At 68.5% G+C, this 15,390-nt stretch carries 10 protein-coding genes and 1 tRNA gene; 4 read left to right on the top strand and 7 right to left on the bottom strand.

The features are described from left to right. Positions 1-52: 52 nt before the first annotated feature. Positions 53-706 (bottom strand): hypothetical protein, encoded by a 654-nt coding sequence (locus F1D61_RS34480; RefSeq protein ID WP_246775562.1) that lies wholly within the window; start codon positions 704-706, stop codon positions 53-55. 904 nt (positions 707-1,610) lie between these two features. Between F1D61_RS34480 and F1D61_RS27135 the strand changes: the two genes are divergently transcribed. Continuing rightward, the gene (locus tag F1D61_RS27135; RefSeq protein WP_203155201.1) at positions 1,611-2,684 is read left to right on the top strand and encodes a HamA C-terminal domain-containing protein; all 1,074 of its coding nucleotides are present in this window, start codon (positions 1,611-1,613) and stop codon (positions 2,682-2,684) included. Next, positions 2,681-5,290, top strand: a complete 2,610-nt coding sequence (locus tag F1D61_RS27130) for a DEAD/DEAH box helicase (RefSeq protein WP_203155200.1) — start codon at positions 2,681-2,683, stop codon at positions 5,288-5,290. Before F1D61_RS27135 ends, F1D61_RS27130 begins: the two co-directional genes overlap by 4 nt. A gap of 341 nt (positions 5,291-5,631) precedes the next feature. Here the strand turns inward: F1D61_RS27130 and F1D61_RS27125 are convergent, their stop codons facing one another. From F1D61_RS27125 to F1D61_RS27110, 4 genes are all read right to left on the bottom strand, one after another. Beyond that, positions 5,632-7,218, bottom strand: coding sequence for a site-specific integrase (locus tag F1D61_RS27125; RefSeq protein WP_246775561.1), 1,587 nt, complete (start codon positions 7,216-7,218; stop codon positions 5,632-5,634). Between the two features lie 31 nt (positions 7,219-7,249). Continuing rightward, positions 7,250-7,339, bottom strand: a tRNA-Ser gene (locus tag F1D61_RS27120). Positions 7,340-7,428: 89 nt separating this feature from the next. Further along, on the bottom strand, positions 7,429-7,773 hold the full coding sequence (locus F1D61_RS27115; RefSeq protein WP_203155199.1) for a hypothetical protein: 345 nt from the start codon (positions 7,771-7,773) through the stop codon (positions 7,429-7,431). A gap of 307 nt (positions 7,774-8,080) precedes the next feature. Continuing rightward, entirely contained in the window at positions 8,081-8,614 is a 534-nt protein-coding gene (locus F1D61_RS27110; protein WP_203155198.1) for a cupin domain-containing protein, read from the bottom strand. A 572-nt stretch (positions 8,615-9,186) separates the two neighbouring features. Between F1D61_RS27110 and F1D61_RS27105 the strand changes: the two genes are divergently transcribed. Then, positions 9,187-9,384, top strand: a complete 198-nt coding sequence (locus tag F1D61_RS27105; RefSeq protein ID WP_203155197.1) for a hypothetical protein — start codon at positions 9,187-9,189, stop codon at positions 9,382-9,384. Between the two features lie 66 nt (positions 9,385-9,450). On the opposite strand, the gene F1D61_RS27100 is transcribed toward F1D61_RS27105, so the two are convergent. Together F1D61_RS27100 and F1D61_RS27095 are read right to left on the bottom strand one after the other, a co-directional pair. Beyond that, the gene (locus tag F1D61_RS27100; protein WP_203155196.1) at positions 9,451-11,085 is read right to left on the bottom strand and encodes an ABC1 kinase family protein; all 1,635 of its coding nucleotides are present in this window, start codon (positions 11,083-11,085) and stop codon (positions 9,451-9,453) included. A gap of 385 nt (positions 11,086-11,470) precedes the next feature. Beyond that, a complete protein-coding gene (locus F1D61_RS27095; RefSeq protein WP_203155195.1) occupies positions 11,471-12,784 on the bottom strand; it encodes a hypothetical protein in 1,314 nt (437 codons plus the stop codon). Between the two features lie 359 nt (positions 12,785-13,143). On the opposite strand from F1D61_RS27095, the gene F1D61_RS27090 reads away from it, so the two are divergent. Further along, the gene (locus tag F1D61_RS27090; protein ID WP_246775560.1) at positions 13,144-15,219 is read left to right on the top strand and encodes a transglycosylase domain-containing protein; all 2,076 of its coding nucleotides are present in this window, start codon (positions 13,144-13,146) and stop codon (positions 15,217-15,219) included. Positions 15,220-15,390: the final 171 nt, after the last annotated feature.

Below are 15,390 nucleotides of genomic sequence, written 5' to 3'. Positions count from 1 at the left end.
GCCGCTGGACACCCGAGCCAACCTGTGTGGCTCGGGTGGGGGCGCGGAACGGCTAGGCTTTAGCGGGCGGCAGCAGCGCGAGTTCGTCGGCGCGGCGCAGGATGGTGGGCTCGGTCGGGTAGTCGCGCCAGCGCAGCGAGTGGACGGTGCCGTTGATCCCGATCACCTCCGCCTCCCACCAAAGGTCATCGGGCCCCTCGTGGGCGAGGACGACGCTGCCCAGCCCGATCTCGTCGCGCTCGCGAGGCAGCTTGTGCCCGACGAAGGGTCCGGGCGGAGCGGGCGGCAGAGGGGCTGCCGACGTCGCGCGGGGCAGCGATCCACGCTCCGGCTCTTGCGGTGCCGCGGGCGGGCCATCCTCAGCGGCAGGAGCCAGGTCCGTGCCGTCTGGATCCACCTGCACGCCGGCCAGTTCGAGGAGGCGGGGGAAGAGCTCGCGCCGGATGTAGGGGATGAAGGCGCGGCCGCTGCCGAACAGCCGGCCATGTGTGAACTGATCGGCGAAGGCGCGCTGCTCGTCGTTGGCGAGTTGCACCACTCGGAGGTTCATCACCTCGGCTGCATGTGCTGCGAGCTTGGCTTCGCTGGCATCGAACCAGGCGGCGCGGGGCCGGCCGGCATCATCGCGCCCAAACAGCACGAGCGCCGGTGTCATCGGCCGCAGCGGCACTTCGGCGACGAGTTGGGTAGCGGGTTTGGCGCTCATCAGAGTGCTCCTGAAACGGAGAAGGCCCCCGGAGCGGGGGCCTTGGCGAAAAGGTTGAAGCGGAGTGCGCGTTGTCGGGGCTGCGGCCGCCATCGACGCTGGGTAGGGGAGGGTGGTGTTTTGATCATCACAGGGCTCATTGGCTAGCATCAATCGGCGCGAATGCGATGCACCGGCCGGTTTCGACAATAACAATATTGCACGAAAGAAGAGATAAGTCAATGTTTTGATCAAACTTTATGAGTCTCTAGCACTGCGCGCATGTTACATCAAAATAAATACCTTAGATTAACAATAGCAACCGATTTCGATACCGCCTTCAGATTGCCTCATGCTGTTCCGCGCTACATCGCTTTCAACCCAACGAGATCATTCACGCGTGACCGTGCGAATCCCGAAAGCGGACGCTTGTTCCGCTGTTACTATGGCGGAGTTGCCCCCATCCTCTCCGTTCAGCTAAGTTCGACCCAATCCCGAAACCCGCCGGTCGTTCATACAGCCCTTGGTAGCCGCAAGAATCTTGCTGCATCTGATCAAATTTATCTGAGAAGTAGCGGGCACCTAGTCGCATGGTTAAGCAGTTGCGTCCAGCTAGCGCACGGTCGTTGCCTTCGAGATGAAGATCAAGTCGGGGACATTGGCAACTACACCGCCGTCGATCATTCACTTGTCGCCCATCCTGCGCCCCGGGAAGTATGTTGGGATCGCTGCCTCCCGCGAACGCCCTATGAATTCTTGTATGCAGCAACAAGCCGCTCTCACACAGGTTGCGATTAGGACGACCATCGGCTCTAGTTGATCGCTTCCGTACGAGCCGAATCAATGCAGCCAACCGATTCGAAATCATATTCGCCACGCCGCCGCCCGGGAAATCCGAGCGCCGGTGCCCGTGCTTCGAACTAAGATGGCGAACGGCGGATCGGATAGCGACGGCCCCGATGAGGAGGTGGAAGCCCTCGCTCGCGCGCTCGCGACCCTGCTGAATCCTTCGAAAATCGATGGCGTGGTGAACTGCTGCGTTCGGGCGGTCCATGACGAGGCCTGGGAAGGCCCCCGGATGGGCTTGCTACACGTCCGGTTCGGCGAGGATAGGCCGAGGGTGGAGGACCTCGCCTACCTACTCTGGTCGGAGTGTATGTACTACGCACTCCCCCGGCGTAGGCAGGAGAGGTTCCGCCGTGAAATCGCAGCGGATATGACGGCGGTCGCGCGATGCTACCGGGCTGTCAGGGATCTCTTTATCGACTTTAACGCGCGCCATCCCGAGCGCGCGAGCGAACTGGGCGAGGTGCTGGCCTACTGCCTGGTGCAGGAGCACCTCGGGGCCGCGCAGGTGGCGAGTAAGATGTCCTTGAAGACGGCGGCCAACATGCCCGTGCACGGGCTCGACGGCATCCACGCGGTTTTCGAGAACGGCGCGCTGACGGTCTACTTCCTGGAGTCGAAGCTAGCGAGCGAGGGCCGGCGGGGCGTAGCGTCCTACGCCGCGTCGGCCGCCGAGTTCCTAAGCGACCGCCGCCAGTATCTCCGTGAGTACGAGATCGTCGCAGACCTCGGGAACCTAGACGCGCTTGAGGGCGAGGCAAGACAGCGCGCACTCGACCATTTCGACGTAATCGGTCACCCCGAATTCCGGCGCAGGGAACGGTTCGTGGGGATCATCTGCCATTCGGAACCGGGGCACTTCGGCAAGCGCCTGCGCATACGCGATGACCAGCCCCCCGACATCCACGAGCGCGACTTTGCGGAACGGTACGCCGCTGACCACGGCAAGCTTCGGCTTACCGCGAGGAAGCAGTTGCTGAAGCATGGTGCAGACCCCGCGAAGGCGATCGTCCTCCTCGTTGCAGTGCCCGATGTGCGCGAGCTGCGGAAGGCGTTCTACGCGGCGATGGGCGTGGCCGAACGGGAGTTCCCGCTGGACGGCGACGACCTTGAGATCGACGACGACGAGGGCGCGGGAGGCGACCCGGCATGAGCTTTGCGCTGGATCTCTCGGACCGCATGGCGGGCCATGCGGCATTCTCGGACATCTTGTGGCGCCTGGAGAGCTCGGGCGCCGCCCGTTCCATTGCCGCCGAGATCGAGACCGTGACGGAGCCGCCATCCGACGAGGACCTGCACAAGCTCCTCTACTGCGCGGGCGTCTTCGTGCAGACGGACGTTTTCGCCTACAGGCGCATGGCGCAATCCATCGCCTTAAATTCGCTCATCGTCGCCGGGGGCGACGAGGGAGCGTACCAGCGCGGCCGCCGCATTCTGACGGACCTTGGCAACTTCCCCGCGCTCGACCGCGTCAGGCGCGAGGGTGCCGAGGCTGGGGCCTCGTTCCTCGACGCACTCCGCTGGACGCTTTCGCGCGAGCTGAACACCGTCAAGGTCGGCGACCAGTGGATCCCCCTGACTGACTTTCAGAAGGACGCCTGGGACGAGCTGCCCGAAGCGCGGGCAATCGCCATCTCGGCGCCGACGTCGGCGGGCAAGTCGTTCCTCGTCATCGAGCACCTGTGCCGGCAGGTCGAACGGGCGGCCTCCTTCCGCGCCGTCTACGTCGCTCCCACGCGGGCGCTCCTGTCGGAGGTGAGCGCGAAGATCCAGAGGCGCCTCGGCGAGGCGACCGACGTCAGGATCACCACCGTGCCGACGCAGGACCCCTCCGGCCCGGACCGCCAAGTCTTCGTGCTGACACAGGAACGCCTCCAGGTGCTGCTCGCCGCCTCGGCCGTGACGTTCGACCTCGTCGTCGTCGACGAGGCTCAGAACCTCTCGGACGGCTCCCGGGGGATGATCCTCCAGGACAGCGTCGAGCAGGCGGTTAGCCGAAGCGAGACAACCCGCCTCGTGCTCCTCGCGCCGGGTGCTCGCGGCTTCGAGGCGGTCGGCGCCTCGATCGGTGCGCCCGATCTCACCGTGACGCGTTCCGAGCTTCCCTCCGTTCTCCAGAACAGGATCCAGTTGAGTAAGGCGGAAGTCGGCAACGCGCTCGAACTGGACCTGCTGACCCCGGACGGTCCGCGGCGGCTCGGCACCTACCGGAGCGGGCGGGGTTTCGACGTGCCGGACAGCCGACTGGCAGCCGCGGCACTCGAGTTGGGCTCGACAGGGGGATCCCTCGTCTACGCGACTGGCCCAACGGAAGCGGAGAAAGTCGCGCGGCAACTATCCCACGACCTTGCGGACGGAAGCGACCCCGCGCTGGCCACGATCTCCGATTTCGTGAGGAAGCACATCCATCCCGACTACACGCTCGCCGGGATGATCCGTAAGGGTGTGGCATTCCATTACGGCAAGATGCCGACGCTCCTTCGCGAGACCCTTGAGGGCGCCTTCCGCGACGGCCACGTGAATTTCCTCGTCTGCACGACGACGCTGTTCGAGGGCATCAACCTCCCAGCACGGAATGTGTTCATCGACACACCCACCAGGGGCGCGAGGAAGCCGCTCGCTGCCGCGGCGCTGTGGAACTTCGCCGGGCGCGCCGGGCGCATGTCCGCCGACATCGTGGGAAACGTGTTCCTCGTTGACTACGAGGACTGGCCGGATAAGCCCCTCGACGCGTTCGTCGGCTACGAGGTCCAGTCCGCGTTCTTTCGGACGGCCTCGGAGGTGCCGGACCGCCTACTTGGGGCGTTAGGTGGCGTTATGCCTGCCGAGTTGCCGAATGACGACGACGCCCCGCGCGTGAGGGCAGCCGCCGGGCTGCTGATCTCCAAGGCCGCTGGGAATGCGGTCCGCGGGTATGTCGAACGTACCCTCGGGAGCCTCGACGAGGGGCTGCGTACCCGCCTGACGGAGGCGAGCATCACCGCCAACGAGCGGATCGGTCTTCCGGCGACGCTGCTGGCGACCAACTGGACCGTCGATCCCTTCGGCCTGCGTCGGCTGTACGACAACATGCTCAAGAAGGTCGAGGAGGGGAAGACGAGCCGGATAATACCCGTCAGTCCGCTCGGGAAGGGAGCCTATAAGTCGTACAGCTCGATCTTCTCTAGGATCCACAGGGAGGTGAACGGGGGAAGCGTCAACTTCGCGGGCCTAGTGTCCGGCATCGCTGTCGATTGGATGTGCGGGTTGCCCTATCCCGTCATGCTCGCCAAGGCGGTCAAGCGGCAAAGGAGATCCGACGAGAAGCGGATCGAGCGCAACAAGATCATTCGCGAGAAGAACCCCGCTAGCAGGGTCCGGGACCCCGACGAGATTGTTGTAGACGACGTCGTCCGCCGGGAGTTCGACCTCATCGAGGACCAGGTACGCTTCCGCTTCGTCCAGCTCGGCAAGGCGTACATTGACATACTCATCATCGTCCTTCGGGAGACTGGGCAGGAACGATTGATCGGCGACGTCTACGATTTCCCGTTGGCGTTGGAGTTGGGTATCTCGACCAAGTCCGGCTGGTCGTTCATAGAGCTCGGCCTGTCCCGGATCGCCGCGGTGGCCCTCCAGCCGGAGTTCCCCGACAGCAACCTTACACCTGATGCGGCGCGCAGGTGGCTGGCGGGAATCGAGGACATCGGCACGCTACGCCTAGGGCCGGTGATCGTGGATGAACTGCGGCGCTTGAAGCTCGTACGCCCGGCGGCGTGATCCGTCCGGGGTGGACGCTCTGGCGTAGTTCGTTTGGACTGCGACACTGCCGCCAGCACCGATGCACCCCGTGGGATAACGGCGACGTCGAGTCTTGTACTGAGATCCAGTCGCAGGCATCGACGCAAAGACTGCTTCCCGCCCCTTGCGCTCCTCCAGTGCCGGCGGCTCATGGGTCTGGAAGGAGGCACGTTTTCGCGTGCTGCTCGTTCGGCTGCTCGCTGAGCCTTGACGAAGGCAGTCTCAAGGTACTGTAGGCGATATTTCTATTATAGATTATCTTTTGCGATCTGTGTGTACTTAACCTATTTTGTGTATATTTCTAGGCCGCCGACTCGCAGCTATGGCCTGGGAATTTTTTCGATTTCTCTCTTCATCGCCTGAACGTCATACTCACCATATCCGTCCCCAACCGATCGATGCGCATGTCCGGTGATCGCATCAGTCACATCGCTAGCAAGGCCATGATTTCGCGCCAGCGTTTTGAAGCGGTGCCGCCACGAGTGATTCGGGGCAAGGCGTGGATCGGTTAGGCCGAGCCCGCGAACCCATCGACCGAGAATCTTGGTTCCGTTGCCGCCGCGCTTGCCGAACTTGTCCGGCGGCAAATCGGGGAACAACGGCCCGGCCTTCTGGTGGCCTACAAAATCAAGGAAGCCGGCCGCGATGAGCGCGGAGTGCAGGGGCACCGTCCGCTCCGAGCCGACATTCTTCAGCGACCCGGCCTCGGCATCGAAGTGCATTACGGGGATCCCGTCGATCTCGCTGATATCTTGAACGCGCAGCTGGCACACCTCCGACAGCCGCGCACCCGAGTACGCGCAGACAAGTGGCACCCAACGCTTAACCGGATCGCTCTCGGCAGCAGCCGCCTGCAAGATCTGGGTGGCCTCGGCGTCCTTGAAGCCGCGCTTGCCCTGTCCCGGCTTCTGTTTGACGCTGATCGTGATCCGCTCGGCGGGATTCTCGGCGAGCCGGCGGTTATCGACGCCCCACCTCAGGATCGCTCGAACGGGTGCGAGCCGGCTTTCACGGATGGTTTTTGCGGCAAGCCCGGACGCGACGAGGCTGTTCTTCCAGGCGATCAGATCCTCGCTCGTGACCCGGGCTGCGTCGCGATGCCCAAGAAACTCGGCGAGCTGCACCATCACGCGCTTCCAATCGTAAAGCGTCTTCTCGGCCGGTTTGCGCTCGGCGGCCCAGCCTTTCACGAGTTCATCGAACTCGACCTTCGACGGCGAGGCCTTGGCGGCGGGCACAGAGGCTGCAAAGCGAGGTCGCACAGGCGGTGCTTCGTCACCCACATCGCCAAGCGCGAAACGCTCTAGGGTCAGGCTGGCGCGCTGGAGTGCCGCCCCGACCGCCTTGGCGAGGGTGCGACGACCGTCCTTATCGACGACCAGTCCCTTCGCTTCAATGAGCTGATCGGCGTGCTCGTAGCAGAGCACTTCCATCCCGTCCTCGCCGCGGTCGGCGTACTCGCCGTGGAGGACTTGATGAATCAGGTCCGGACGACCCCACAGGCCGGCCCTCCTGTTTCGCCACAGGCGCTCGAAGAGATCGGTCCGCCACGGATTGCGACTTGGATTATCGCGGTGGAGGGCGACCCAGTCGCCCCAAACGGGGGAGGCGTGTTCGTGCGCTTCGCGCTCACTTAGTGCCGAAGGTCCAGCGGCAAGCGTGGCCCAACGCGCCTCGATTTCCCGAACCGCATCGGCAAACCGGGCGCGGGCCTCATCTGGATCCTTCGTGCGGAGGCTCAGCTTCTCGATGGAGCGGCCGACAAGCGAACGCAGCGAGACCGGGACGGCCTTCCGGACGTAGTAGATGCCGCTATCGGGGTGCTTCCAGGGACGTGCCATCGGCAGGGGCATATGTACCACCCGAATGTACCAGTCGGGCCGTACGAAACCGTTGCGGAACAGCAACTTACCGGATTGATTGAGCTTTTAGCAAGCCTGGCGGAGAGGGAGGGATTCGAACCCCCGATGGACTTGCGCCCATGCCGCATTTCGAGTGCGGTGCATTCAACCGCTCTGCCACCTCTCCGCGGGCGCCGTCGCCAGCGCAGGCGGGGCTTTAGCATGGGTTTTCGCCGGACCACAAGCGGGGATCGGCGAGAACCCGAAATTTCGTGATCAGGCGACGGAGCGGCTGCCGGCGAGGCTGATGCGGCGCTGGCCGGGATGGCGGATCTCGGTGCTGCGCGGCGCGGTGCGGGACTGGGCGAACAGCACCGCCCCGGCATGGCCGGCCACCCGCACCAGGTCGGTCTCGGTGCAGGCGGAGGCGACGCGCAGGCCCAGCGCGTGGAGGTGGCTCTTGCCGTACAGGTAGGTCGCGAGGCGGGCGCGGGTCGCGGACGGGATGTCGGCGAGGACCGTCTCCACCACCTCCGCGTCGCCGCGATAGAGCGAGCCGAGCACGTCGAGGGAGACGGGGCAGTCGTCGGAGAAAGGCAGGCGGGCCTGCTGCGCGGGCATGGGAACCTCGGGATGATCAGGAATTGTCCCGAGGGTCGCGCAGCGTGCTTAACAGGAGGTTAAGCGAACGCTCGAAATCCACAGCCTGCAAGTCGTCGCGAGACCTGATGCGCCGGGGCCACTGTCCTGTCAGGCGCCCGGCCGCGCTGCCGTCCCGCCGATCCGCTGCCGGCGCAATGCAGAGGCGGCGGTTCCGGGGCGAAACCTGCGACATCGCCCCGCGGGACACGGATGGCGCCTCGAAACAGGCGGTATGGAACTGGGATTACTCTGCCGCGTTATCCCGCCCCTGCGGCGTCCGAGGCGGTCACGGGTGCTTGTGGATCGGGTCGACCCAGTAGACGGCCTCGGGCCGCTCGACGGGCTCGATGTCGGTGATGTTGACCACCACCGCCTCGTTGTCGGAGCGCACCAGGACGCATTCCAGCGCCTCGTCCGGCGAGGCGTTGATCTCCTGGTGCGGTACGAACGGAGGCACGTAGATGAAGTCGCCCGGGCCCGCCTCGGCGACGAATTCCAGCCGCTCGCCCCAGCGCATCCGGGCACGGCCGCGCACGACATAGATCACGCTCTCGAGCGCGCCGTGATGGTGCACGCCGGTCTTGGCGTCGGGCTCGATCGCCACCGTGCCGGCCCAGATCTTCTGCGCCCCGACCCGGGCGTGGTTGATCGCCGCCTGGCGGAACATCCCGGGGGTCTGCGCGGTATTGGGATCGAGCTTGTCGCCGGTGATCACCCGGACGCCGTCGTGCTTCCAGCGTGCCTCGTCGGGAGAGTGGGGGGCGTCGTGCGGGTGGTGATGGGAATGGCCGTGGGCGTGATCGTGGGGTTCGTCCGACATCGGCGGTCTCCGGTTCGTCCAGGCCTGCATCCTGCGCCACGCGGCGATGGCGCGCCAGGGTGCGCGACCATCCAGGCGTTTGTTTTATAGAACGGAACTCGATCGCGCACGAGACAATGACGTCGGTTTCGGCGGTGACGCAGCGATCATGCTCCGGTCTCGCTTCGGAGAGAAAGCTTCTTGTCTTTCAAGTTGTTCCATAAAAAGAACATTCTCGTTGACAGTGGCGTCCATCCGGCCGATCTTGCCCGGGCCTTCAGGGGTCGACGACACGGCCCCTTGCCGCGGTGATTTGAGGCGATTGCGCCGCGAGACCAAACGCTAAAGCACCCCGGCGCCCATGCGGCGCCTCAGGGCCAACCCGGAGATGTCAGCGATGTCGCTGTACCGCATGCCCTCGGCCTGCAGCCCGTTCCCGGCTTTCGGGACCCCGTGTCGCCGCGGCGGCCGCCGCGCCTGAACCTGCGCGCCGCCCGCCCGGGCCGCCCGAGACCGGCCCGACTCTTGCTAAGCTTATTCGAGGCATTCCCGCGGCGCCCCAGAGGGGCGGCCGCGACCGGAGACATACGCCCATGCAGCCCGCCCGCATCGTCGAGATCGGCGAGACCTCTGCCGGCATCGTCGTTCCCGAGACCGACGGCTTCCGCTTCTTCTCCGCCCATCCGGACTTCCACACCCTGGAAGGCCAGATCTTCCGCAGCCCGCGCCATGCCACCCGGGCGGCCCAGGACCTGCACGCCCGCAAGCGCAACCGCCGCCTCGCCGCCTGAGCGAGGCCTCGACATCGAGAAGGGGGAGGGGCCGCCCCGCCAGCGGGGCGGCCCCTCTTCGTTGCCTCAGCGGTTGCGGGCCAGCAGCAGGATCCAGCCGATCCCGATCGTCAGCACCAGGATGCCGATGGTGGCGAAGGCCGGGGTGCCGTGCTCCATCAGCCGCGGGGCGAGCTGGGTGGCGAAGGCCGCCACCACCAGGCCGACCGCGACCCGGGCGGCGGCGCGCTCGATCCCGCGGGTCAGCTTGTCCATGCCCTTGAGCTCGATCTCCACCGTGACGCGGCCCTGCTTGAGCCGCACCAGCATCAGGTGGATCAGGGTCGGCAGCTCGGAGGCGGCGCCGTAGAGCCCGGTCGCCAGGCCCTGGAACCGGCCCTTGAGGTCCTTGACCGAGAATTGCTGCCGCATGTGGCGGCTGACGGTCGGGCCGGCGGCCGCGAACAGGTCGAAGGCCGGGTCGAGCTGGCGCATCACGCCGTCGGCCGTGACCAGGCCCTTGAACAGGATCGCGAGGTCGGTCGGCATCGCGAGGTCGTTCTCGCGCGCCATGGTCATGAAGTCGGTGAGCACCAGGCCGAGATTGAGCGTCGCGCCGTTATGGCGGGTGACGAAGGATTGCGAGGCCGCCTCGAGCTTGGTGAGATCCGGGTTGCTGGCGCCGGTCCAGTCGAGCAGCACCGCCATCAGCCCGTCGGCATCCTCCTGCAGCATCGCGCCGATCAGCATCAGGAGCTGCGAGCGGCGGCGCTGCGACAGCCGGCCGACGATGCCGAAATCGATGAAGGCGATGCGGTTGCCGGGCATCGCCAGGAGGTTGCCCGGATGGGGATCGGCGTGGAACAGCCCCTCGATCATCGCCATCTGCAGGAAGGCGTCGACGCCGCGCTGGGCCAGCACCTTGCGGTCGAGCCCGGCCTCCTCCAGGCGTCTGGCGTCCGTCGGCGGGATGCCGTGGATGAATTCCTGCACCAGCACCCGCTCGGAGGTGTATTCCCAGTAGACCTTCGGGAACACGACGTCGTCGCGGTCGGGGAAGAGCGCCGCCAGCATCTCGCAGTTGCGGCCCTCGTTGGCGAGGTCGAGCTCCTCGCGCAGGCCGTTGGCGATGTGGCGCATCTGCTCGGTCGGCCGGTAGCGGGCCATCTCGGGCCACTCGGTCTCGACGATGCGCGAGGCATGCGACAGGAGCCGCAGGTCCGCCTCGATGATCTTTTGCAGGCCCGGGCGCCGGACCTTGACGATCACGTCCTCGCCGGTCTCGAGCTTGGCCCGGTAGACCTGGGCGATCGACGCCGAGGCGATCGGGTTGGTGTCGAATTCCGAAAAGATCTCGGCGGGCGGGGCGCCGAGATCGGCCTCGAGCTGGGGCCGGATCACCTCCCAGGGCAGCGGCGCGACCTTGTCGTGCAGCTTGCCGAGCTCTTCCGTCCATTGCGGCGCGAGCAGGTCGGCCCGGCTCGCCAGGACCTGGCCGAGCTTGATGAAGGTGGGCCCCAAGGCCTCGATCGCCCGGCGCAGGCGCTCGGGCTGCGACAGGCGGGTGAGGTCGACGGCGGGGGCGCTGCGCCAGGAGAGCCGCGGGATCGCCCGCAGACCGAGCCGGTCGACGACCTTGTTGACCCCGAAGCCGATCAGGATGCCGGCGATTTCCTGGAGGCGCTGGCGGTCCCGCGCCGCGACGATGGCGGTTTTCAGCATCTGCGCGTCGAATCTGCTCGGCTGGGAGGGGTGGGGGCGCCGGCAGGGGCGGGCCGGACGGGCGGGGCGACGCGGGCGGACGAGCCGTCCGGGCCGATGATGGGGATGGGCTCGCGCCTCGGCATCCTGGTCCTCCCGAACGCGTCCGCTTGCGCGACGCTCGCGGCCGCCGTCATGCGGCCTCAACCGGGCGGGACTGGGGCGGCCGGCGCGGGCCGTGTCGGCGGTAGCGCATGACCCGGGTGAGCACAATCACATCGGGGCCCGGGCGCTCCATTGCCGCAACGCGCCGCCTCACGCGCGTCGCGCCCCCGCCGACGCGCGAAGGCCGGCCCCGGGAGCCCCGGGGCCGGCCTCGTTCATCATCGGACGTGGGAAAGCCGGGTTACATCCGGCCGCCGGCGCCGCCGGGCTGGCCGGCCTTGGCGCCGCCCTCCATCGACCGGGCTCCGCCCTCCGGCTTGCCGTCCATCGCCTTGCCGTCCATCGACTTGCCGCCGCGCTGGGTGCTGCCGGTGGTCTCCGGCCCGGTGCCGCGGCCGCCCATCTGGCGGTCGCCCGCCTGACGCTCGTTCATGCCGCGCTCGGGCCCGGTGCGGCCGGGCTGGTTGCCGGCAGCCTGCTCGGGCTTGGTGCCGTTGCGCTCGCCCATCTCGCGCCGGTCCTTGGCCTCGTTCTTCATCTCGCCCCGCGACAGGTCGCGGTTGCGCTCGCGGTCGTTGATGCTGTCCCGGCGCTGCTCGCTGCGGCTCAGGCGGTCCTCGCGGCGCTCGCTGCGGACATCCTCACGCCCGCGGACGCTACCGGTGACGCTGGTCCGCTCGCTGACCGACAGGCGGCGATATTCCGGCGAGCCGACGAGGACGCGCCGGCCCGAGATCACGACGTACCGGTCGGCGCCGGTGCGCTCGGACACGATCAGGCGACGATACTCCGGCGAACCGTAGATCACCCGCTGGCCGCGCACCACGACGTACCGGCGCGGCCCGCTCTTCTCGCGGATGACGAGGCGGCGGTACTCGGGCGAGCCGACCCGCACCCGGCGGCCCTGGATCGTCACGAACTCGACCCGGCCGGGCCGCACCCGCTGCTCGCGCTGCTCGACGACGACGAGGCGGCGATATTCCGGCGAGCCGTAGATCACCCGCTGGCCGCCGATCGTCACGTAGCGGCGGCCGCCCACCGTGGTGATCCGGTCCTCGCGCGCCTCGCTGCGGAAACCGGTCCGGGTCTCGCGGCGCTCGAAGCGGTCGGCCCGGTCGTCGCGGCGTTCCGTCCGGCGATCGCCGTCGCGGCGCTCGTCCATCGCCAGGCGGGTGTCGCGGTCGGCCCCGCGCTCGCCGGAGCGTACGGTCTCGGCGCGGTCGCGGGCCCCGTCCTTGCGGTCCGCCGCGCCGTCCTTGTTCATGGCGGAGTCTTTGGCGGAGTCTTTGGCGCCGCCTTGCCGGCCCTGCTCGGCCCGGGCCTGGCCCATTTCGGCCTTGCCGGTCTCCGCCTTGCTGGCCTCGCCATTGCCCATGCCCTTGCCCATCTCGCCGCGGGCCTGCTGGCCGGCGCCCAGCTGGCCGCCCTTCGGACCGGACTGGCTCATCTCGCCGCCGCGACCCGGCGCGCCGCCGGCACCCGGGCTGCCCGCGTTCTGCGCATAGGCCGAAGTGCTGAGCAGCAGCGCGGCCAGTCCAACTGTCAATCTGTTCATGGTCGGTCGCCTCCCTGCGCGCCGGAATTGGGTGCGGCGGCGCGTCGAAGATGCTTCAAAACGCCGACTTAAAAATATCGTTCCGGACTATTCGCGGGTCGTCTGGCGTATCACGCCTCCGAACGGTCGAGCTTGCAGGGCAAGACTTCAGGACAAGACTTGCCGTCACGCTGTGCGGTGCCGGGCGCACTGCGCGACATCCCGGTGCGAAGACCCCGCACGCGCGTCATCATGCGGAACTGTTTCCCCAGGGCCAACGTTGCTCGCACCGTGGCCGTTTCCCCGCCCGCGCAGGCGGTGCGGGAGCCTCGGCATGGCAACGCAACGGGGATCGAGCAGGCAGGATGGTGGCGGAGCCGATGTCGACGCAGCCCCGGCGGGACTGGATGGACCTGTCCAGCCCGCGGCCGCCGCAGGAGAGGACGGAGACCTCCGCTGTCTCCCGCGAGGCCTCCCGCGCCTTCGCCGCCCGCAGCGGGCTCGTGACGGGGCTGGCCCGGATCCGCAGCGGCGCAGCCCGGGCCGGGAATGCCGCCGCCGGGCATCTCCAGCCGGTTCTCTCGGTCGCCGCCGCGCCCTTGCGCCGGGCCGCGCCGGCCTGGCAGGGCGCGGCCGGGCGTGTCGGGGCGCATCCGCTCGTGTCCCGCGCGGGCGAGGCCGCAAAGCGGGCCGGGGCGCTGCCCTGGGGACGCGCCCTGCTGCTCGCCGGCCTCGGCGTGCTCGGCCTTTCCGCCCTCTTCCTCGCCTGGTGCGCCGCGACGCTGCCGCCCGTGAGCGGAACACCGCCGACGCCCCGCACCCTCACGGTGCAGGCCCAGGATGGCACGCCGATCGCCCGCCGCGACGTCGCCCGGGGTCGGGCGATCCCCCTGGCCTCGGTGTCGCGGCCCATGATCCAGGCCTTTCTGGCGGCGCAGGATCCGTGGTTCGAGGACGGGTACCGGCTCGATGCCGCCGGCCTCGCCGCCGTGATCCGTCGTTCGTTCCGCGACACGATCAGCGACGGCCCCCGCGCCGGCGGCCCGCGCCTGACCCAGCGCCTCGTGCGCCGCGACATCATCGGGACGGCGCCCGGCGAGGCGCGCAGCATCGCCGACCGCGTGCGAGAGGCGATGCTGGTCCTGTGGCTCTCCGCCCGGGAGAGCGACGCCCAGATTCTCGCCCGCGCCCTCGCCCTCGCGCCGTTCGGCCCCGGCCTCGTCGGGGTCGATGCGGCGGCCCGGACCCTGTTCGGCAAGGAGGCGGGTGATCTCGGCACGGCCGAGGCAGCCTATCTCGCCGGCCTGACCCTCGCCCCCGACCTGCGGCCCGACCGGGACGTGACGGCGATCCGGGCCCTCGGCCGCTCCGTGCTCGACGGCATGGTGATGCGCGGCAAGTTGAGTGCAGCGGAATCCGCGGAGGCCGGGCGGGCGCTCGACGGTCTCAGCCCCACCGGCACCACGCCGGTGACACGCAGCGGCTTTCCCGATCTCGTCCTCGCCGAGGCCGCCGGGCGTCTCGGCCCGGACGCTCCGCGCGAGGCGATCCTCCGCACCACCCTCGATCGCGACCTCCAGGCGATGGCCGAAGTCGCGGTCGATCGCCGCCTCGACGCCGCCGGCCGCGGCGGCACCCGGGCCGGCCTCCTGGTCCTCGGCCCCGACGGCAGCGTGCAGGCGGTCGTCGCCGGCGGCACGCCCCTGGCGGACACGCCGGAAGCCCGCCGCGCGGCGAGCGCCAGCCTTCGCCATCTCGGTCGCGACGGTCGACCGGTCTATGACCGGCTCGTCGCCGGGCCGGTGCCGGCGGCGGCGCGGCGCACGGCGTTGCTCACGCTGCTCGCCGGCCTCGCCCGCCCGCCGGAGGGGGCCGAGGATCCGGCGAGCCGGGACGGGCTGTTCGTCGGCCCGGTCGGCGACCTGCTGGTCGGGACCTACCTCTCCGGTCCGACGGCCGAGAACGGGGCCGGCGACGGGCCCGAGGCCCTGTTCCAGGATCTCGCCGCCCAGGTGGCGAAAGCCCGCCCGGCACCGGTCGCCGAGGCGCGCGAGGCCGCCCGGGACACCGCCCGCGACACCGGCAGCACGGGACGCGGCGCCTCCCGCCCGGCCTGGCAGAATCCCGGCGAGCGGCAGCAGGCTGCGTCCCTGCGCGGGGTGCCGCGGGTGATCGATACCGGCCGCCTGCGCCTCGACGGGCAGTCCGTCCGCCTCGCCGGGGTGGAAGGGCAGGGCGGCACGCTCGCCCGCGAGTTCCGCCAGTACCTGCGCCGGCGCGAGGTGACGTGCCAGCCGGCCGGCGGGGCGGATCTCTACCGCTGCCGGGCCGGCGACCAGGATCTGTCCGAGGTGGTCCTGTTCAACGGCGCCGGGCGGGCCGCGCCGGGCGCTCCGCCGGACTTGCAGGCGGCGGAGGCGAATGCGAAGGCGCGCAAGGCGGGTGTGTGGCAGTAGCAGCGGGGGCCATCTCGCCGCTCGTCTCGATGGTTCCCGCACCCTCCCATCGTCATCCCAGGGCCGCGGAGCGGACCCCGGATGCAATCGCGGCAGAGATTTCTCGAAAGGGCGGGCCGCGGTCCGCCTCATCCTGCATCGTCAGCGGTGATGGATCCCGGATTCCGCTGT

It is taken from the genome of Methylobacterium aquaticum, from assembly GCF_016804325.1.
Lineage (GTDB): Bacteria > Pseudomonadota > Alphaproteobacteria > Rhizobiales > Beijerinckiaceae > Methylobacterium > Methylobacterium aquaticum_C.
This window is presented reverse-complemented; position numbering and strand designations above follow the sequence as displayed.

Coding starts and splice junctions, on each gene's coding strand:
- F1D61_RS34480 (WP_246775562.1), bottom strand. CDS start 706: ATGAGCGCCAAACCCGCTACCCAACTCGTCGCCGAAGTGCCGCTGCGG.
- F1D61_RS27135 (WP_203155201.1), top strand. CDS start 1,611: ATGGCGAACGGCGGATCGGATAGCGACGGCCCCGATGAGGAGGTGGAA.
- F1D61_RS27130 (WP_203155200.1), top strand. CDS start 2,681: ATGAGCTTTGCGCTGGATCTCTCGGACCGCATGGCGGGCCATGCGGCA.
- F1D61_RS27115 (WP_203155199.1), bottom strand. CDS start 7,773: ATGCCCGCGCAGCAGGCCCGCCTGCCTTTCTCCGACGACTGCCCCGTC.
- F1D61_RS27110 (WP_203155198.1), bottom strand. CDS start 8,614: ATGTCGGACGAACCCCACGATCACGCCCACGGCCATTCCCATCACCAC.
- F1D61_RS27105 (WP_203155197.1), top strand. CDS start 9,187: ATGCAGCCCGCCCGCATCGTCGAGATCGGCGAGACCTCTGCCGGCATC.
- F1D61_RS27100 (WP_203155196.1), bottom strand. CDS start 11,085: ATGCTGAAAACCGCCATCGTCGCGGCGCGGGACCGCCAGCGCCTCCAG.
- F1D61_RS27095 (WP_203155195.1), bottom strand. CDS start 12,784: ATGAACAGATTGACAGTTGGACTGGCCGCGCTGCTGCTCAGCACTTCG.
- F1D61_RS27090 (WP_246775560.1), top strand. CDS start 13,144: ATGTCGACGCAGCCCCGGCGGGACTGGATGGACCTGTCCAGCCCGCGG.